Raw genomic sequence first — 20,539 nt, 5'->3', positions numbered from 1 at the left:
AATGCTGACAGACCGCGAGGTACTTTCCACCATCAACATGCTCCGCTCGGAGCACCTGGATGTCCGCACCGTCACGATGGGCATCAACCTCTTCGACTGCGTTTCATCCGACTTCGACAGCTTCGCCTACAAGGTCCGCGCCAAGATTTCGCGCTATGCCTCGAAGCTCGTTGAAACCTGCGATCTCGTGGGCGACCGCTACGGGATTCCCGTCGTCAACAAGCGCATTTCCGTCTCGCCCATCGGCACCGTGGGCGCCGCCTTCTCGCGCGACGAAATGGTGGCCGCCTGCCGCGTGCTCGATGAGGCTGCGAAGGAAGTTGGCGTCGACTTCATCGGCGGCTTCGGCGCCCTCGTTGAGAAGGGCATGACCCCGGGCGAAAAGAACCTGATCGATGCGCTTCCCGAGGCGCTCGCCACCACGGACCGCATCTGCTCCTCGATCAATGTGGGGTCGACCAAGGCCGGCATCAACATGGATGCCGTGCGCCTCATGGGCGAACGCATTCTCGACGTTGCAGAGGCAACGAAGGACCGCGACGCAATCGGGTGCGCCAAGCTCGTCGTCTTCTGCAACATCCCGCAGGACGTGCCCTTCATGGCGGGCGCCTACCTCGGCGTCGGCGAACCCGACGTCGTGATCGACGTGGGCGTTTCGGGCCCGGGCGTCGTGAAGAAGGCGCTTGACCGCGCCGTGAAGGCGAAGGGCGAATACCTCACGATCACGGATGCTGCCGAAGTCATCAAGCACACGGCCTACAAGGTGACGCGCGTGGGCGAAATCATCGGAAACGAAGTCGCCAAGCGCCTCAATCTCCCCTTCGGCGTTGCCGACCTCTCGCTCGCTCCCACGCCGGCCGTTGGCGACAGCGTGGGCGAAATCTTCCAGTCGCTCGGCCTCTCCTCCATCGGCGCGCCCGGCACGACCGCGATTCTCGCGATGCTGAACGACCAGGTGAAGAAGGGCGGCGTTTTCGCCTCCTCGCACGTGGGCGGACTCTCCGGCGCCTTCATCCCGGTGTCGGAAGACAGCGCCATTGAAGCGGCTGCGCGCTCGGGCGCTCTCACGCTCGAAAAGCTCGAAGCGATGACCTCCGTCTGCTCCGTGGGTCTCGACATGATCGCGATTCCGGGCGATACGCCTGCATCCACCATCTCGGGCATGATCGCCGACGAAGCGGCGATCGGCATGATCAACGGGAAGACCACCGCGGTCCGCGTGATCCCGGTTCCGGGAAAGACCGTGGGCGATGTTGCGGTCTTCGGCGGCCTTCTTGGCGAAGCGAGCATCATCCGCGTTCCGGGCGGCGACGCTTCCGGCTTCGTGAAGCTCGGAGGCCGCATCCCCGCTCCGATTCATAGCCTGAGGAACTAAGTTCCTTCTTCTGGCCTTGATTCCCAAAGCCCCGGGCGTTTCGGCGTGCCGGGGCTTTAGTTTGCCCAAAAGAAATGTATTGCATATTCAACTGGCGAAAACACGGGAGGGCGTTTCAGGGTTAATACCACGCATGAAGGTGTTTACGGATCAGCAGAATGCGACGTTCGTCTGCTTTGCCTAGAGCGAAGCGCCAACTGACCACGATGACTAAGATCCATGACGAACGCTCAAATACGAACGCTCGCCCGGATGGCAATGAGCGACTCCTCGCAAGCCACCGCGGCCACAAAATTGCTTTCTCTCGCTGAACCCCGAAGTACGAGGGACCTGAGAGAGAGGCGCCCCACCATCTTCCGCTCTTTTCGCTGCCGGCTGACGCCCATCGCGGCGGCGTGCTTCAGCATTGCGATGCTTCCTCTTTCAGCTGCCGAGGCAGACACGTTGGAGGATGAATGGGCTTCCGAACGGTTTGTTGCCGGAGAGGAGATCTGGGGGCCAGAAGAGGATCTTTCAGCTATCAGCCGGCTCGAGATCGCTTCGAGTGGGAATCTCAGGATTGAGGCGAGTTATGGAGGCATCGGTGAAATCGATGTTGCCGGGGGAAAGCTCACATTGAGTGAAGGAACCTTCACCTACGGTCCGCCATCCGCCAATATCGCGATTACGGGAAATGGCGTTATTCAGCTGGAAGGCTATTCGTCTCTGGGAGAGGTTTCGAACCTCAGTCTTGCAGATGGATTGCTTGAACTGAAGGAAGCTTCCACTATTGCTGGGGCAGTTGATGAAGACGGCTCAACCGGAGGCGCCATTCACCTCGGCGAAGCGGGCAGGATCTCCATGGAAGGCGACTCGATGATCACTGTCGGCAGCGTTCGTTCAGAGGGCGGCATGATCGAGATGCGGGCGACGCCCTGGATTGAGGAGGAAGCTGCATCCGAAAGCGAGGAGCCTTCTGTGATCATCCATCAGGGAGGTCTCTTCAATGCAGAAGTCTTTCACGCCGCGAAGGGAACCACCCGGGTGATTCTCGGGGGCGGCGACATTCCGGACAACCTGGAAGCTTCCGTTTTCGGTCCCGCTCGCTTCCACGTGGGGGACCTTCTGATCGATCCGGATGCGGCCATGAGAATTGAGCTCCTCAAGGGCGGCCGGTTCATCGTCGGATCGAGCGAATGGAGCAACGCCGATCAACTTCCCGGCGACGCGCATCCTGATGCCGGGACGCTCGTCATTGGAAAAGATTTTCTTCTTGCCGACAATGTCGCCATTCAGGTGGGCGAAGGCACTGCAAAAGCAGAGGGCGGTCAGCATCAGAACCTTCTGGTCGCCCGCGAGGGCGTCCTTGAGCTCGACGGCCCGAACGCGAAGCTCACGACAGGAGAAGGTACCTGGACCCACTTTGAGCTGGGGTCGATTCTCTGGATTTTCCCGGAAGCCGTGCCTCAAGTACCGGATGAGCCGGATGAGGAGCCTGAAGAGGATCCGGACAATCCGTCGGATGATGGTGGGGGAAATGTTCCCGAAGGGAATGAGGAGGAAGAGACTCCTCGCGTGCCCCTGATCGCGGACCGCGACGCAGTGGAGAGCCTCGACTTCTCAAAAGGCAAGGTGACGGGGCTTGAAAACCTTACGGTGTACGTGGGGTCCGAAGGGGAAACGGGAGACCTCTACTACGGCGCTGACGGAAAGCTCCACATTCTTATCCAGCCGCCCGCCTTCGAAGGCCCGCTCGCGAATCTCACTCAGGCCGTGTGGCTGAAGCGGAAGGATGTCTTCACGCCCCAGTATTTCAGAAAGCTCTTTCTCTATACGGAGCCTGAACATACGGCCTCGAACCTCGTTCGCGTTGCCGGCTCCACGGCGGCGATCGGGACGCGCGAGCGGATGACAGCCGACATGACGATGCTCTCGGGGAACATTGGCGACGCCGTTCGAACGCTTGAACTCAAAGGGCGCGTGCCGGTACCCGTGGAAGAAGACTCCATCCTGCGAAAGATCCCGGAGGTGATGACCTCCATCCCCGTCCTGGTGGACGCGTCGGGAGGAAGAAGCCGGACCTCTGTTCCGATTCCGGAGCTGGGGTTGAATCAACAGGTGGCGAGCGACGACACGACCATTCGGGGCGCTTTTGTGTTGGGGAAAGGTGATATCCGCTTCGGGCTCTACGGCGCCTTTACGGAATCGGACTTCAATCAGCATGCTGAAGAGACTCAGCTCCCGCTCACCGGTTCTTCAGAGCGCGCAATCGTTTCCGTCTTCGTGCACGTGCCGGTCGATGAAAAGCGGGTGACGATGGACCTCACTTGGGCCGAAGCGGCGGACAAGGTGCAGGTGCCGTCCGCTGGTGAATTTCTGCATGCCGAGGGCGTGAAGCGCTCGCTCTGGAGCTTTGGTCTCATAACGGAATGCCCTCTCTTTGGGGATTTGAGCAGCACGCGTGTGGACTGGGCGATGACGGGGCTCTCCGGGGTGCGCGTCTGGAAGTGGGGCGACGCGGAAGCCAACTGGCAGGCGGAATCGGGAGATGTTCTCAAAACCCGGGAGTCGGGGGGATACGCCGTTTCGGCCACTTTAGGCACTCGCATAGAGGGCGGCATCAATTTCGCGGCAAAGGGCATCTTTGAAGCGTGGCTCCCGCGGCGAATCGACGGGTCGCTCAATGCGGCGGTTCACGGACTCGCATCCGATTCGGCTTCGATGACGGTGACCGTGCCGGGGATTGAAGGCGCAAGAGGGACCCTTCCGGTGGCGGACCTGCCGAAATTCCAGATGTCGGCCGACGCGAAGATCGGAATTCAGTTTCCGCAGACGCGGGTTGAGCTGACAGGATCCGTCATGAAGGCGGGATCGAGGCATCGCTCGCACGCCGTGGGCGCCCGGCTCTCGTGGGTCTTCAATGAGGTTTGAGGAGCTCTGTGCGATCTTGCGGCGAACGGGAGATGGGATGTTCGCTCAATTGAGCACGTCTGATGCCGTAGCTGATTTGAGCTGAGGGTAAACCCTATAGCGCCGTCGCATGGATGTCACAAAATGAATTTATAAGTATTCTCCCTACACATTCATTACTAAAAGAACCTCAGATCTTCACACTATGAAGAATTCTTAAAAATCAACAAATTGAAATTTCGTGCAAGCCTCAGATGAGTTTCCCTCATTTCTGGGGCTTTTTTCATGTCCGAAATCCGGCCTGGGACTGCTTTTTGACCTTGAAAATTAATCCGAGAACATTGATTTCTATAGTGATTAGAACTATAATATATGATATTATCAATGATATTTCCATGGCCGTTCCAGAGCACATCCGCAAGGTTCCGAGACCGCGCAATACCGTTGTCATCGACAGCGGCAGCAATGGCGCCAAGCGCTATGCGGTTCACAGTCGTCGGGCTTCCATATGCAAGCCCGGCTGCAACCCGCGCCCGGTGAACGGGCCGGTCATTGGGCACATCATTGACGGCAAGTTTGTGCCTCGCCAGTCCGCAGCGAGTCTTGCAGAAGACGGTCCCGACTATCTCTCTTACGGGGCCGCAGCACTGCTTCACGACGAACTTCGAGGGCTCGACGATGAGCTCTTCAAGGTCTACGACGTCAAGGACGCCTGCATGATTCTTGCGCTCGCCTTGCTCCGCATTGAGCACAAGGGCATCAAGATCTCCCGCTGCCGTCAGCATTACGAAAAGTCCTTCATCTCGGTTTTCTACCCCGGACTGCCTCTCTCTGAGAACACCATCAGCAAGTTCCTGAACCTGCTCGGCCAGGACGCCGGCAAGATGAATGCCTTCATCACCGCACGGCTCGCCGCCGTCTGCAGGGATCACCACATCATCATTGATGGAACGCTCAAGCAGAACACAAGCATCGTCAATGATTTGTCTGCCTTCTCAAGAAAGGCTCGCGTCAAGGGCTGCAAAGAGATTTCCGTCCTCTACGCCTATGACCTTGAAGCACAGGAACCCTTGTGCGCACAGGTCTATCCGGGCAATATGATCGACGCCCGCGCCTACAGCTCATTCGTTTCGGAAAACAAAATCGAACGAGGCGTCCTGATCACGGACAAGGGATTCCCTCCCAAGGCAATTGAAGGCCTGCTCCGAAAGCATGAAGGGCTTCATTTCCTCACGCCGCTGAAGCGCTCGGACAAGAAGATTGCAGAGAACGCCATGCTCGATTTCGAGGATTGTCTGCGCGGCATTGATAAGCGCATCCGCTGCAAAAAGGTAAAGATGGGAAACGGGCGCTTCCTCTACTCCTTCAGGGATTCGTGGAAGGCTCAGGCGGAAGACAACTCCTTCATGGACCGCCAGCGCAGGAGCGATTCATACGACAAGAAGAACTACGATGAGCATTGCGGCTCGTATGGAACAATCGTCTTTGAGTCGGATCTCGACATGACGTGCGCTGAGGTCTACGCATGCTACGAACAGCGCTGGCAGCTTGAGATGTTCTTCGATGTTTACAAGAACAGCCTTGATTTCGGCGTAACCCGGGTCCAGTCCGACTACTCCGTCCGCGGATCCGAATTCGTAGACCTCATTGCCTCCATCCTGACATCCCGCATTGTGAAGCGCATGTCGATCTCTGGACCACCCACGTTTGTCAAGCTCCAAGTACGGTAACGCGCGAGCTCAGGAGCGAAGCTGCGGGCAGTGAGTTAGTCGAGCGCCTTATAGCGGCAGCTGGCGGCATTGCTGGCCTGGTGCCTTCAGGCACTGAGCCTATTCCTGTCAAGCGGTCGTGGAATAGCGAGCACGGCCTTCAGGCCGAGCGGAGCATATGCCGCGTAAGCCGCTTTACAGGACCTCCGCCGATACAATGTCGCTATGTGCGAATGCGACAAGCGAAGCGCAGCCCGCATTCGGACTTAGCGACCCTACATCGGCTAATCCGTGTTATGTCATTTTGGTTGTTGCCGGCAGTATTCCAGTCCCAGTAATCACGCATCAACGAGAGAGGCCGCTTCCGTTAATCTCTCAGGCCTGTCGGCATGCTTGCATGCCATGGCCAAAATGAACTCATCAGAAGTCTTGTCCTTGCCAATAAAAAGCCACATGCATCAAGTGCAATTCGACATGAATAGCTGTCGGACAAGCCTTACAGAAAAGGGTTTCTCATTTCACGCGATTAGTTATGGAATTGCCGATGCCTCATGCTGCAGCGGCAGCCTCATTGCTGGGTTGAACGGCCATCGCCGCCAGCACCGAGCGGGGGACGCCCGCTCTGTGGATGTCGAACTTTTTGCCGTAGGTGAGCACCGCCCATGCGATCCGGATGAGTTTCGCCGCCAGCGACACCATGATCTTGCCGTAGGGCTTCCTCACCGCCAGCTGCTTGTCAATCCACTTTGTGAGCTGGCAGTCGGGCAGCTGCCTCTTGCAGTACTGCATGTAGATGCAGGCCGCACCCTGCATCAGCAGGGATCTCAGCAATTTGTCGCCGCGGCGGCTGATTCGCCCCTGGCCCTTGCTGCTCAGGTCGGGAGCAGAGCTCTTCTTTTGTCTGGGCTTATTCACATGCCCCGTAATGTAATTTTTCGGCACGCATCCGATGTAGGCAACAAGCGAGCGTGACGTTTCAAACCGTTTTACATCGCCGACAACCGTAATGAAGCGGGCGGCGATCTGAGTGCCGACGCCCATGACGCTCTTCAGCAGCCTGCCGTTGGCATTGGCGCTGACCAGTGCTTCAAGGTCCTTGTCGAGCTGATGAATTTGATCATCGAGCGTCTTCACGCGGTCAAGCATCGTCGTCAGAGCAGAGACAGCTGCGTCGCCCATCATGTCTGCCTTAGCTTCCACGGCTTCACGCATCTTTTTGAGATTGCGCCTGCCGGCAGGCATGTGGATTCCCCAGGTCTGGGCAAAGCCCTTGAAGCTGACGAGCGTCTTCGTACGTTGTCCGATCAGCTGCTGACGCACGCCCTGCACCGTCATAATGCGGCATTCTTCGAGAGATTTCGCGCGAATAGGCCGAAGATCCGGATCGGCCGTCAGCCGGGCAAGCGCGAGCGCATCGTTGATGTCGGTTTTCTGGCCCGACATATGCGTGTCGATCCACATCTTGACGACTTTGCCGTTGATAACGCGCATCTCATGGCCGCGAGCCTCGAGCTCAAGGGCAAGCTGCGAGTAGCCGCAGCACGGTTCAACTGCAAACAGCGTCGGGGAGAGCTTGTCGGCAAGCTCATAGAGCTCAGCATAAGTCACGCGGTCGATACAAATAATTTCTCCCTCGTTGAGCGTCACCGCTGCCAAGGAAACGTCGTATTTGGCGAGGTCCAGCCCGATCGCGGAATATTCGATGGAAACATCAAGCGTCGTTTGCGTATGCTTCTTTGTCATGGCATGGCCTCCTGCGGTATTAGAGGTAGATACACCTATTGTCGCGCCCATTCGCTCGAACGGGTTCGATGCAGTGGGTGGTCCATGTCATTAAGGCAGGAGTACTCGACAATGCAACATTCGGGGATGTCATGGACTCGCTCAGAACGTGCTGGCGCAATCGCAAGGCGCCGCGGGAGAGCCTGCCGCAGGTTGATGACGAATACTGGAATCGTCTGCTGAAGTGCGATGGAGAGCTGCTGGCGGCTTTGGAGCTCGCCTTGCCCGGCAAAGACAAAGCGCCGGATCCGAAAAAACGCGGCCGGCCGCGCAAAAAACCGGAACAGACGGAGGCACAGGAAGTAAACCCCCAGCCGAAGCGCAAGCCGGGGCGCCCCAGAGTTCGGCCGATCATCTATGGGCCTCCTCGCCCAAGAGGTCGCCCTCGAAAGGAACGCTCTTCCGGCTCACTATAGTGGGAAGAATTGAGGTTCTTTTAATTACTGTGATAGATAGCAGTTGATAGGCGTGATTTTATAAGGTCTATTAGGGTTACCCCTCACCGTTGATTTGATTTTTTTAGGATCAGTTCGTGCTCAGAACCGCGCGCTCTCCATGGGAGTGCCGGATGGGCATGAACTGTCTTCTTTCAGGGAGGACAGTTAAGGAAATCAATTGATTTGGAGTTAACCCAAAAAATGAATAAGACTTTCAAGGTCGCCCGTTCTCTCACACGCGGCACAGTCGTGACGAGCGAGAAGGCTTCCTCCTATCAGGGCAAGGCTGTGAAGACAGTGATCGCTGCGGCGGTGGCTCTTGCGGCTGGATCCGCTTTTGCTATCGACAATCTCTCGACTGTCACGCTCGATAATGGGACGAAGATCACGATTACGACCGATGCGGAAGGAGCTTACAGCTCTACCGTTGTCGGTACCGTCAAGGGTATGAACAGCCAGAAGCCCGCGACAGAACAGCAGTTCGATGCCGGAGACAGGCTTAACGATGATGTCAAGGTCACCTTTAAGGGCGGCGAACTTGAGGTGGTTGGAACGGATAAGAAGGTCGGCACCGTTGATGGCGCCGGCACGCTGTCGATCATTTCCGTCTCAGGCAAGACTGATGCTGCCGCTAAGAATGCCACTCTGACGGTTGGTGCCGCCGCTGAACCGGTGACTCTCGCTGGCCAGACGATCGTGTTCGGAGTTTCCGGTACGGAAGCGAAGGTTGGTACGGCTAAGCTTGTCTCTGTCGACGCGCTGACGCTGGGCACTGTTGACAAGAAAGATGCCAACACCGACATGGTAACTCCGGGAAAGACGACTTCGGTTGTCGTCAAAGCCGGTACCAATGCTGAAATCGTTGCGGCTACTGACAAAGCTCTCACCATCGCGAATGCAACATTTGCTAATGAAGGCACGTTGACCTTCACGGGCTCGACGATTAGCGTCAAGTCTGACATCGCTGCCGGCAACTATGTGTTTGCTGGTGCGACGACGATTGCGGACGCTGCGGTTGAAGGTACAAAGGTTGGTCTGTTTGCCGCGGATGCCACAGCCGATGACATCAAGGGCTACGACAAGGTTTTCAAGGGAAACGTTACGGTTGATGCGTGAGCTTCCTATAGCTTGAGCGCGAAAAAGCGGCTGCTACTACCCTGTCAGGACTGCAACCCTCCCTGGAGCCTGACATGAGGATGATCGCCTGGGATGCGGCCTATGCCGCCTACCTTCGCAGCGGTCTGTCGAAAACCGCTTTTCACCGCACCCGTCTCATCGAGTTTTCAGAGAACGGCAAGCTTCCCAGCCTTCACTATTTCTATAAGAAACTCCTTGAGCTTGAGAAAACCATCATCCAGGATGCGCAATTCAAGCCGATCGTTGATGGAGCGCCATCTCAGGAAGAGCCGATTCCTGTACAACCGGCGGGCAGGAACATTTTCGTTGCCCGGGAGATACCCCGCAGCGCACAAAGTGCAGGGTCACAAGGAGTACAAGGTGTACCAGGTGTACACCTCCGGCTGGCACGACGTGTACAAGTAGTACAAGATGAACACCCCCAGCCGCTTCAAGCTGCTCCTATGGGTCAACAACTTCCGCCTCCACAGCGCCCTCAGATTAGTACCAGGCTCCGCAGTACTGATCCAGATCCTCGCGGAACGCTTGTTTTCATCAAGCTGCCCAACGGCATAGAGCTCAGGTTCCGAACCGACTCGCCGGAAACCCTCGCCATGCAGATGATCTCTGCCGGAGGGTTTGCAGAATGAAGCTCGACTTTGGAGACCGCCGCATCACCATCGTTCTGGCTCCCGTGGACATGCGCTACGGCTATGCCGCGCTGTCGCGCTTTGCGCAGGAACGTCTCTTCATCGACCCTGACGGCGGCGGCGATGTGGTCGTATTTGTCGGAAAGCACCGGAAGACGGCCAAAGTCATCTGGTCCGACGTCTGCGGCGGATGGCTTCTCTACCGGCGTCTGCATCAGCAGAAGTTCGCCCGCTTCATGGCAAAGCTTGAATCTCAGACGGTGCTGAACTTCACCGCCGATGAGGTGATCAGCTTTCTCGACGGCAAGTCGAAAACCGGATGAGACTGCTCGAAAAGCGTTTTCTTGATCTTCATCAAATGATTGAAAATCAAGAAAATTCGATGAAATTCGACTTCTTCCAAAGCCTTCAGGAAGGCCTCGGGAAGCACCGTAAAACGCTTCTAGGCATACGCAATCAAGATGGATGCCACCGGGGTTGTCCGGCCGTCCAGAGGGCCTCTAACGGGCTTAGGAGTGCCTTTTAAACGATTGATATATCGGTGAAATTTAAGCTTCCGGCCGGTAAAATTACTTCCATTAATTCTTAACTGATCTCCCTATCGACATGGCACGCAAGGGTCCAAAAATCAACGTCTCCATCGAAGCACTCCAGAAGAGGATTGCCGAGCTTGAGGCTGCGCTTGATATCGAACGCCGCGAGCATTGCGCCACGCGCAAGCTCGCGCAGCTTCAGTTTGAGGGCCTCAGCATGATTCAGCAGCTCCTCATCAAGGCGCTGGAGCTGCTCGAAAAACACTGCCCCGCTCTGGTTGTAAAGGGCGAAGCCGTGATCGACCTGCTTCTGCGAGAAGCCAGCATGGATGCCAATGAACTGAAGGCACTGCCGGGAATTGAAAAGCTCCTGCGCAGGCAGTTCCGGCAGATCCAGGGCAAGATCGAACCTCAGATCGAGCAAACGAAGAGCGACCTCGCGGAAGCAGAGCTTGAACTGGAGCGCCGCAAGGCGGAAGCCGTGAAGGAGATGCTTAAGAAGAAGCGGACCATCGCCGAAAACAACAAAAAGAGCGCCGAGACGAAGAACACCGTCGGCGAAGTTGCCGCTGCTGAAGCTGAAAAGCACCCGGACAACGCGATGCTTAAAGCCGCGGCCGGCATTGCGAATGCGGCAGTGCCCGAAACCACGAAGGCGGAGGAGATTCCGCCCGGCAAGCAGGCGGATCCCAATCGCCGGACCGCTCCGACGCAGGGCGGCATTTCGCATGCCCGGGGATGCACCTGTCCTTACTGCGGCAGCACGGAAGGCTTCTTTGAGCAGGAAGGGCCGACGGTTTTCCTGCGCACACTGCACAAGCACATTGAAGACATGCTCGAGGGGACTTATGTAAAGAACCCGGTGCTGCAGTGCCGCGCCTGCGGGAAGAATCACATGCACATTCCGGAGGAAGTGCCCGTGCCGGCGGATCTGAACCGCACCGTGTCGCAGGAGCTGCTTTTCGACTGCGCCCGCATGCTGACGCTCGGCATGCCGATGAACCGCATCAATGCGCTCTTTAATACGGCCGCAATGACCATGAGCGGGGATACGATTCCGCGGAACATGCACGACTGGATAACGTCCGGACTGGGCCAGCCGCTGCTCAAAGCCATCCTGAAGAAAGCCAGAAAGGCGGCTGAAATCTGCGCGGATGAAACGCCATTCAGCTGTCTGCAGCAGGCCGGGATGAGCAAAACGAAGCTCGACGACGAGGACGCCGCCAAGCAGGCTTACCTGCTGACGATTACCAGCCCGGCGAGCGCAAAGTACCAGTTTGCCGTATTCAACCGGCTCAAAAGCAGAAGCGCCGAGGCGATTGCCGGCGTGCTCGGCTCCTATGAAGCCGGCACCTGGATTACGGATGCCTACGCCGGGTACGACAGCATTATCGGCGCGAGCGCCGTGAAGATCGAACGACAGTCGTGCCTCGCGCATTTCACGCGCACCGTTTACGACGCGCTGGAGCTGGAGAACATGCACGACGCTGTAACAAACCCGACGAACCGGGAAAAGCTTGCCGAAGCACTCGGATCCGGCACTCCCGCCTATTACCTGCTGATGGTAACGGCCGCCATCTCCAAGATCTACAAGTGGGAGGCGACGCTGAAGGCGCAGGAGGATGAAAACCCGGCGGACTGGATGAAACGAGTGACGGACTGCCGAAAAGCCCATGCCGAACCGCTGATGGATCGGATCGATGAAATCATGGTGAAGCTGGCTGAAAGGTACGCCGTGAAGAAGGGGAAAACCTGGGAGGCGGCGCTGATGTCGCCGTACGCGAAGCCTGTTGTTTACTACATGAACAACAAGGAGAACTTCCGGGTGTTTCTCGAGAACGCCTATGTGACGCCGGACTCCTCCGCAGCCGAGAGGAGCCTGAGGCCGCTTTGCGTGCTGCGCACCAGCTGCAATTTCAAGCAGTCGCCGGAGTACATGCAGAGCATGTGCGACTGGTACACGCTCTTTGTAACGGCGCGGCTCAACGGCATCGAGCGGCCCACGCAGTGGCTGAATGAATATGGCCGCGCCATATTCGAACACTGCGTGAATGAAGAGCTGAACCGGCGCTCCGACAAAGGGCTCGAACTTTCGAGGCGGTTTGCATTCGACCCGAAGGACATAGAGAGCTTCAACGCCGATGCGTGGGAGCCGTCGGCATACATGGAGCGAAAGCGGCGGAGTTAGGCAAAGGCCTGACGGATCCGCTCAAGGCAGCCGCCTTGAGCGACCATGCCGCATGCTCCTTGCCGGAGCAGACAGCCAGAGGGGCGCTGAATTCTCAGCGCCCCTCTGCATATCCGGAATTTGATTGAAGTCAATCATTTTTAAAGCCTCCTAGCCTATGGGAAGCTCACGTTGATGCCAACGGCTCTCTCACGGCAGAGTCTCTTGATGTTGCGGCCACAACTACTCTGACGAGCAAAGCTGCTGCCGCAGGTTCCACAGACGCCGATGGCCTCGTGAATGCCAAGACGCTCAATGTTGCCGGTACGGCAACTCTCGCCGGCGCCTCCGTGCTTGGTGCTGTGAATGTGAAGAACGGCGGCCAGCTCACTCTGAGCGGCGCTGTGGATGCGGGTGATATTGCTGTTGACAATACGGCAGTTAAGGAGGCAGATGCTAAGGCGACTACGCTTACGATTGGTTCTGCCGATGCAACTAACGTCGTGGCGGCCAAATCGCTGACTGTCAAGGGTATTGCGCAAAACTCCGGTGGTTCTGCAGTCGTTTCCGGCAATGCTGTCAGCATTGATACCGTGACAGTTGGTCGTTTCGGTACGTTCGAGCTCAACGCCAAGGAACTGACGGTCAAGGACCTGACAGTCGGCGGCGAACTTGCTAGCGACAATACGAATGCACAGAACGCTACACTTACGCTGACTAGCGGCTCGCTGACTGCTGAAAACATTACGATTGGCGCCTACTCGACCACAACGAATACGGCCAACGTCGATATCACTACTAAGACTCTCTCCGTCAAGGGTGCTGATAAAAATCTGGCTCAGATCAGCTTGAGTGGTGACAATGAAGTTGGCACGCTCACCGTTGGCAACTTCGGCAAGGTTACCGTAGGCGGTTCAGCTGAAATCGGTACGATTACTCTCGCGGCAGAATCCAAGACAGGTGCCAAGGACAACGGTCTTCTTTCTCTGAGCGATGGGGCGTATGTCATTACGACGAGCGATCAGCTCTTCAAGCCTGTTGCCGAAAAGACTGGCATCGAAGCGATTGGAGCTCTGAAGACCGGCATCACGAATGATTCGACGAACGCTGGCAGTGTTGTCCTCCGCCTCAACGATGCTGAGTTCAACTACACGCTCGAGCAGTATCAGGCACTTCTGAAGAACACCGGCACGAAGCAGGCCAAGGTTGAACTTGCCAATGCGCTTCTCGTCGGCGCTTCGACTGACACCCATAAGAAGGGTACTTTCGCTGATGCGAAGGAAGTCGGCTATACCGGCAAGTCGGCTATTGCCGCCTACCAGGATAGCGATACGCCCGCTGTTGCCGTTAAGGGCGAAATGGTGATCGGTTCTCTGGAACTGGCCCCCAACGCTTCGACTACTCAGAAGTACACGACATTCACTATCGGTGAAGATTCCACGGGGACGGGCAATAAGCTCATTCTTCGCGGCGACGCTGAAGGCAAGGTTCTCTATACGAATGCTCTTAAGGATGAGACCAAGCCTCTCGAAGTGACGCTCGACGTTGAAACGCAGTTTGGTGAAGACGATATCGACGGCATTGATAAGGGTTCTACCGACGCCAAGATCACTACGACCAAGAACTTTACTGTCGCTGAAACCGGTGATCTGACTCTGACGCAGGATCTGACACTCGGCAATGGCGGCAGCCTGGATGTCTATGGCCGCTTTGCCGGCAAGAATGTTGTGGTTGCAGGAACCACCAGAGCTGGGGAAGCTTCACACGTCTATGGCGGCGTGATGGTGCTCGAAGGCACTGCTCCTGATCTGAAGAAGAATGAAGTCGGTCAGCAGGTTTCCACGGGTAATGTGACGGTTGGCTCTAATGGGGCCACTGTTGATTCCGAAAAGAAGGGTGGTCTTCTGGTCATCGGCTCTGCCAATGAGTCGGCCGCGCTTGCGTATCAGGCTGATCACGTCCTCGACAACACCCTCTGGGTGGGGCAGGCTGTGAACTTCACGGATGGTGTTCAGCTCGGTAATGCGGAAAGCACTGGCGTCGGTACTGAAAATGAAGTCAATGGAAAAAAGACGGTTGCGATCGATATGGCTGCTCTCGCGGCCTCCGGCTATGCTCCTGCTGCCGATAAGGCTGTGATTGCGTTCGCGTCTAAGACTCCGACGAACATTGCTGTCGATAAGGTCGTTCTCGCGAACCTCCGTCAGGTAGGCAATTCAGTCCTTGTTTATGACGACGTAAATAAGGCCTATTATGCCAACGTCGGTGCTGTTGCCGCTACACCTAGCGATCCTGATGTTCGTAATTCCGGCACGCGCATTGATGTCGGGACGCAGCTCTATCAGGCTTACGATGTTGTAACGGCAGACGGCAAAGCATATCTCGTCAAGGACGCCGATGTGATGGCTGAAGTGAAGTCACTCGGACTCCACTCTCAAGCTGTCATCGAAGACGAAATCGATCAGGTGAAATTCGGCAACGCCGTTGCTGATACCTTCATCTTCGACATCTTCGGTACGACGACTTCCAATCCGTACCTCAAGTCTGCTGAAGAGGCTTGGGATAAGTACGCGGAAAAGAACGGTGCCGAATGGACGCCTGAAGAGCGTGATCGCGAAGAAGAGGCTTTCTTTGCCCCTGTCATCGATACGATCGTGAAGGCTGAAAATGCCGCGACGAACATGGCTGTTGAAGGCGGCGCTTTCACCGCTGCTCTCGACTACCAGAACGAAGTTGTCTCCGCTCTTGATCGCCGCACGACGATCACGAACCTCAACTCCGCTCGCGGTGAAGTCGGCGTGACGCCGTGGGTCGACGTCTTCGGCACAACCAACGAAGCCAAGCGCCTCTACGGCTCTAATGCCGGCTATGAAGCCGACATCTACGGCGCCGTCCTTGGCTTTGACTACACGGCTGCTTGCGGCGGCGTTCTGGGCGTTGCGTTCAACGTTGGTACCGGTGACGGCAATTCCGTCGGCGACGGCGCCAAGGTTGACAACGATGCCGACTACTACGGCTTCTCGGTCTACGCCGCGAAGCAGTTCGGCTCCTTCAACGTGAAGGCTGACCTCGGCTACACCCAGGCTTCTAACGACCTCTCGACGACCAACGTCCTCGGTTCCTTCAAGGAATCCCTCGACGCTGATCTCTGGACGTTCGGCGTTGGCTCCGAGTTCCTCCTTCAGGCGGGCTCCGTCAATGTCGTGCCGCATGCCGGCATCCGCATGACCCGTCTCTCGATGGACGACTCCAAGTACGGTGCTGACTATGACGACATGACCGTCTATCAGCTTCCGCTCGGCGTCGCGGTCTCCTCGACCTTCGAGACGAACGGTTGGAAGCTCGCTCCGATGGCTGACGTCTCCGTTGTCCCGACCTTCGGCGACAAGGATGCTGTGGCGACCTACTTCGGCGGCATCACGGAAACGACCCGTGTTGTTGACACGAACCCGGTCCAGGGCACCCTCGGCGTTGAAGCGCAGAACGGCGCGTTCACGTTCGGTCTCAACTATCGCCTCACGGCCGGTGGCGACGACCGCATGAACAATTCGTTCAACGCCAACGTCCGCTACGCCTTCTAAGGCTCTTTTCTAAAGAGTCCTGACTTTCCTTCTCCTCCGTGATTCCCTCGCGGGGGAGAAGCGGAAGGCGCATGTCTGGAGGGCTCGGAACCTAATCCCAAAGAGCGGTCCCGGGCCTTTCTTTTCTGCTTCTCATCTTTCCCTTCCCAATCAGATGGAGGAAGCCTTCAAATGCCTGCGCAAGTAAAGCGCTCGCCGCGCAAACGCCTGCCGAAGGCGCCGACGGTCACAAAGTCCGTACCGTGTTAACGGTCAGCGTAAACGAGACTGTTTAGCCAACGACTTTGAGACGTGATACGCCAAGGATTTGAGACCATATACCGTATCTGACCGGGACGATATACCAACATCCTGTTGGCCTGGATACCTCCGCTACCACGAGACCCATTACCACTGAGACCCGATACCTCCGTAAAGAGAGATGGATTACCACAGGGATTGAGACTGCAAACCGCTCTGAATGAGACGGCATACCACTCTTGGTCAGCTTTACCTCTGCACTGAGACTACTTGCCCCAGCGGCAGAACTGCATACAAATGAATGGGACCCGATGCCATGACGAAATGAGATGAGATACCACAGCAATAAGACAGGATACCTCTGCATGAGACTACTGAATATGCTGAATATCGACAATGGTATTTCCTCTTAACATAATGTATTCCTTGGATATTAAGTCGAAATCCCTTCGGCTTAATTACCAAGGAGACTGCTATGTCGAAACAAGCAAGAAAGTCTCGGGGCCCTTCTGTTGTTGAGTCCGAAATCCCTCGGCTGACACCTCAGGAAATTTTTGAAGGCTACGAAAGGCATCTCTATAGCGTTGAGGATGCCAAGACATTGATGCAGATGCCTCGCAGCACGTTTATGCGGCATCTCAAGAACTGGCGAGAGACAGGTCGGCTGCCCTCACATACCGGTCAAGGGAATCGTGTTCCGGCCAATAAGCTCGATCCGCAGATCAGAGCGAGGATCATCGAGTTTGCAACAGGCAAATATGAGGGCTTCCAGGCAACCCTCCTGCATAAGTATTTGCTCATTGAGGGTATTGAGGTCTCCGTTGAAACGGTACGACGAATCCTGACAACACTTCGTCCGGAAGAAACTCCAAAGGAGCGCAGGTCGACCGCGCATAAGCTGCGCCGCCGCAGATCGAGCGTTGGGGAACTGATTCAAATTGACGGCAGTCCGCATCCATGGTTCGAGGGAACCGGAGACGATAACAGCTACGCGCTTCTCATCTTTGTCGATGACGCAACAAGCCGCATCATGGTCGCCGGCTTCTATCCAACAGAAACATCTGAAGGATATCTTCAGTTGCTGAATAAGTACATTGAAAAATATGGGATTCCATGGGCTCTGTACAGCGACAGACATTCCATCTTTGCCCCAGTAAATCCCTCGAAGAGCGGAAAATCCGAGGAAACACAATTTCAAAGAGTCTGTCGGGAGTTGGGGGTAACGGGGATACGGGCTAATTCGCCAGAAGCCAAAGGGCGGGTCGAGCGAACATTCAGCACGCTGCAGGGACGATGGCCAAAAGAGTTCCGTGTGCTGGGCATCAGAAATATGGCGGAAGCAAATTCACGAATGCCGGAATTGCTGGCGAGCTATAACCAAGAATTCGCAATTGCTCCCGCTGACTCTAAGGATAGCCACGCGCCGCTGCTGGAGGAAACGAAAGAACGCATTGAGCAGATCTTTGCCAGATGGCATACACGTATGATCAGCAGGAACCTGACGGTGTCCTACGGCAGCAAGACACTGCAGATTGTCGGGGTGGGCCGCTCCATGAGGGGAGCAATGATGAAGACTGAGTGCAATCTGCTGGAGTATGCCGATGGGCGGGTGGAAATCCTCTGGTGCGACGAGGTTGAACATCGCAAGCGGATCACCAAAGAGGGGCCGAGAATCCGAAAACGCTACCACGTGCTCGAATTCACGGAACACGACAGAACGAAATTGAAAATGTCAGTCGCAACACCGGAAGAAACGGCCAAGACACTGAATCACCGCGTTGATGAAGTGGGGCGTCAAAAGAAAGGAGACTCAGAAACGACGCAAAAGAGCCCCTGGCACGAAATGCAAAGGAGATCGGCTCTGAAAGCGATGGCGAAACGGGAGGAACTGAACCGAAAGATCGAAGAAGCGAAAGCAATCAATGCTCGTATTGCAGCAGCCAAGGAAAAGTTGAAGCCCAAGAGATAACTCAACGGTTGAAGCACCGTTGAGATGGTGGGTCGTTAAGGCGAATGCACCGCGCGCTGCGCTTGGATGCATCCGCCTTAACTAAATGATATCTCAGGGATTTCTGTCAAGCGACTTTCGCGGCATAAAGCTTCGCGCGTCTGAAGGCCGCGCTCGTTTATTCCACGTTCGCTTGACAGAGCTTGCCTCAGTGCCCGTAGGCTAAATGCCGGTACCGCCGCCAGGTGCCGAAGTGGAGCGCTCGGCCAGCACAATGCCCGCAAACCAATCCGCGAGCTCGCGCGTTACCAGAAAAGCCGCTGTGTAGCTTTTCGCCTCCTTGAAAAGATCAGCGCTGTTGTGAAACTCTTGCCGATTGCTGGTGTCACCCAGAGGGGCAGAAAAAGTCTCATTATCGCTGTGGGTTAGCAGTCTCATTTTTGCTGCCCGTTAACAGTCACAAAGTCCGTACCGTCGGTTGCTCCCGACATTGCGTATAATAGGATCCGTCCGCGAACTTTTGCGACGGACGAAAAGCGTGCTCAGGCACTTGAACTCTTCCGCCACGGGATCGGCTACATCCGGGCATCCCGAATTCTTGACATGTCCCCCAATACCCTTCGGGACTGGCGGCGCGCCTTTCTGAAGGGCTCCTTCAAGGTGGATCTCGCCGACAATCAGTACCGCTACCCCAAGGCAGTGAGGGAGCGCGCAATACGCCTGCGGCTTCAGGGCTATTCCTGGAGCGAAGTGACGAAGATGACAGGGATTTCATAGATTCATTCAGGTGCGGAAACCCTCGTCTTCAGCCGAGGGAGGAGCACCGTAAGGTAAGTGGTTCGTTTTTCGAGCAGATGCAGTTTTCTAAAACTGACGCCCGCTGAGAGTTTTTGTCCATCGAGCCGACGAACATCAAAATAACCGCTGCTTCTTCTTCCGAAAATAAAGCCCTCCTCGTCGCCAAGTCGCACTTTGTCAAACAGCCGGAAGCCCTTCACCTCGAAAGGGGTCTGCTGGCGCTTGCGAATGCCGCCTTTGCCGATCGTCAGCTTGTGAATCTGACGATTGTGCTTCCGGACCTGCTTTTGCCACAGGTAGTCCGGCAGACGCTCAGCGCGCAGGTTGCCTGCAATGCAGTAAGCATCGGCGCAGTGGGATTTCTCAATCCCGTGCGTGATGCGCGTGTGCTTCGTCAGATAGCCGTACGTGTTCTCAACCGTTTTGCCAGAGTAAATCTCTTTCAAACGATTGAAGAACGTCCACCGCATGATTCCCATAAAAGCTTCTGCCCTCATGGATCTGCCGCGCTTGAGCTTCAGGTCGATCCGGCCAGCGTGATATGCCTTGTGGCATGTCTCGCAGAGCGTCACCAGGTTGTTGGGGGCATCCCCGCCGGTGCGCCGGCTCTCAAGATGATGCACGTTCAGGATCGGGTCTCCCGACTTTCCCCTGCAGTGCTGACACTGATGACCATCACGCCAAAGAACGTACTCGCGCACGTTCCAGAAGCCGAGCTGTTCGCCCTGCTGATACTCTGCGCCCTTAATGTCCGGGTTCTTAATAGCCTGCATATCGAAGCTCGCGGTTTCCACCGTGATCTTCGTTACAGGCAGCAGCCGGCAGACATTTTCGACAAGCTTCAGGTGCGAGGCAATTCTCTGTTCGACCGATGGCGCAAGCCAGCCCTTGTTCTTGCTGTGAACACGATTAAGGAACCTCGGCGCCCGATAGCGGGTCTTGCGGCTGCGGCGAGCTCGCCTCAGCGCCAGCCGTGCTGACAGGAGATCCGTGATGTCGTCGCGCAGAACGGCTTCACTGGCATAGAGCTCGGCCTTTTCAGTGGAAGCCGAAAGGCCGACGTGCCTGTAGCCGGCGTCAACTCCAAGAGAGACATCCTGCCTGGCTTCGCCCGTTGCAGTCGTGAGCTGAATCGTAAAGGGAGTGCGGCGCTTCACGCGTGCCTTCTTTTCCCGCAGAAGCACGCGTGCCTTTGCAGGAGAGCATGGCATTAATGGTTTGCCGCGCTGGTTGATGACAAATACTCTCAAGTTTTGTCTCCATGCCCTTTCGGGCAGTAAGCATCCTTCGTCGATGTTGGAAGGGGTTTGATGC

Annotated in this window: 14 protein-coding genes; 11 read left to right on the top strand and 3 right to left on the bottom strand. The window is 56.3% G+C overall.

What is annotated here, in order from left to right; translation table 11 throughout:
• Position 1: 1 nt before the first annotated feature.
• From FG381_RS06050 to FG381_RS06040, 3 genes are all read left to right on the top strand, one after another.
• Positions 2-1,375 carry a PFL family protein gene (locus FG381_RS06050; protein ID WP_139687984.1) on the top strand — a complete coding sequence of 458 codons (1,374 nt, stop codon included), beginning with the start codon at positions 2-4 and terminating at the stop codon, positions 1,373-1,375.
• A 411-nt stretch (positions 1,376-1,786) separates the two neighbouring features.
• Positions 1,787-4,285, top strand: coding sequence for a hypothetical protein (locus FG381_RS06045; protein WP_139687983.1), 2,499 nt, complete (start codon positions 1,787-1,789; stop codon positions 4,283-4,285).
• 374 nt (positions 4,286-4,659) lie between these two features.
• Positions 4,660-5,994, top strand: coding sequence for a transposase (locus FG381_RS06040; protein WP_165697846.1), 1,335 nt, complete (start codon positions 4,660-4,662; stop codon positions 5,992-5,994).
• Positions 5,995-6,522: 528 nt separating this feature from the next.
• Here FG381_RS06040 and FG381_RS06035 read toward each other — a convergent pair.
• On the bottom strand, positions 6,523-7,716 hold the full coding sequence (locus tag FG381_RS06035) for an IS110 family RNA-guided transposase (RefSeq protein ID WP_139686987.1): 1,194 nt from the start codon (positions 7,714-7,716) through the stop codon (positions 6,523-6,525).
• 38 nt (positions 7,717-7,754) lie between these two features.
• Here FG381_RS06035 and FG381_RS06030 point away from each other — a divergent pair, with 38 nt between their 5' ends.
• From FG381_RS06030 to FG381_RS06000, 7 genes are all read left to right on the top strand, one after another.
• Complete coding sequence (locus FG381_RS06030; RefSeq protein WP_139687981.1) at positions 7,755-8,171, top strand: hypothetical protein; 417 nt, start codon at positions 7,755-7,757, stop codon at positions 8,169-8,171.
• 222 nt (positions 8,172-8,393) lie between these two features.
• Entirely contained in the window at positions 8,394-9,308 is a 915-nt protein-coding gene (locus tag FG381_RS06025) for a hypothetical protein (protein WP_139687980.1), read from the top strand.
• A gap of 74 nt (positions 9,309-9,382) precedes the next feature.
• Positions 9,383-9,958 carry a hypothetical protein gene (locus FG381_RS06020; protein ID WP_139687979.1) on the top strand — a complete coding sequence of 192 codons (576 nt, stop codon included), beginning with the start codon at positions 9,383-9,385 and terminating at the stop codon, positions 9,956-9,958.
• Entirely contained in the window at positions 9,955-10,281 is a 327-nt protein-coding gene (gene tnpB / locus FG381_RS06015; protein ID WP_139687107.1) for an IS66 family insertion sequence element accessory protein TnpB, read from the top strand. Before FG381_RS06020 ends, tnpB begins: the two co-directional genes overlap by 4 nt.
• A 283-nt stretch (positions 10,282-10,564) precedes the next feature.
• Complete coding sequence (locus tag FG381_RS06010) at positions 10,565-12,679, top strand: IS66 family transposase (RefSeq protein ID WP_139687106.1); 2,115 nt, start codon at positions 10,565-10,567, stop codon at positions 12,677-12,679.
• Between the two features lie 275 nt (positions 12,680-12,954).
• On the top strand, positions 12,955-16,239 hold the full coding sequence (locus tag FG381_RS06005) for an autotransporter outer membrane beta-barrel domain-containing protein (protein WP_139687978.1): 3,285 nt from the start codon (positions 12,955-12,957) through the stop codon (positions 16,237-16,239).
• Between the two features lie 715 nt (positions 16,240-16,954).
• Positions 16,955-18,448 carry an ISNCY family transposase gene (locus FG381_RS06000; RefSeq protein WP_139687003.1) on the top strand — a complete coding sequence of 498 codons (1,494 nt, stop codon included), beginning with the start codon at positions 16,955-16,957 and terminating at the stop codon, positions 18,446-18,448.
• A gap of 201 nt (positions 18,449-18,649) precedes the next feature.
• Here the strand turns inward: FG381_RS06000 and FG381_RS05995 are convergent, their stop codons facing one another.
• A complete protein-coding gene (locus tag FG381_RS05995; RefSeq protein WP_139687002.1) occupies positions 18,650-18,865 on the bottom strand; it encodes a hypothetical protein in 216 nt (71 codons plus the stop codon).
• Positions 18,866-18,916: 51 nt separating this feature from the next.
• On the opposite strand from FG381_RS05995, the gene FG381_RS05990 reads away from it, so the two are divergent.
• Positions 18,917-19,204 carry a helix-turn-helix domain-containing protein gene (locus tag FG381_RS05990; RefSeq protein ID WP_139687977.1) on the top strand — a complete coding sequence of 96 codons (288 nt, stop codon included), beginning with the start codon at positions 18,917-18,919 and terminating at the stop codon, positions 19,202-19,204.
• Positions 19,205-19,206: 2 nt separating this feature from the next.
• Here FG381_RS05990 and iscB read toward each other — a convergent pair whose 3' ends face one another.
• Positions 19,207-20,475, bottom strand: a complete 1,269-nt coding sequence (iscB, locus tag FG381_RS05985; protein ID WP_139687976.1) for an RNA-guided endonuclease IscB — start codon at positions 20,473-20,475, stop codon at positions 19,207-19,209.
• Positions 20,476-20,539 lie beyond the last annotated feature (64 nt).

It is taken from the genome of Sutterella faecalis, assembly GCF_006337085.1.
In the GTDB taxonomy this organism is placed as follows: domain Bacteria; phylum Pseudomonadota; class Gammaproteobacteria; order Burkholderiales; family Burkholderiaceae_F; genus Sutterella; species Sutterella faecalis.
This window is presented reverse-complemented; position numbering and strand designations above follow the sequence as displayed.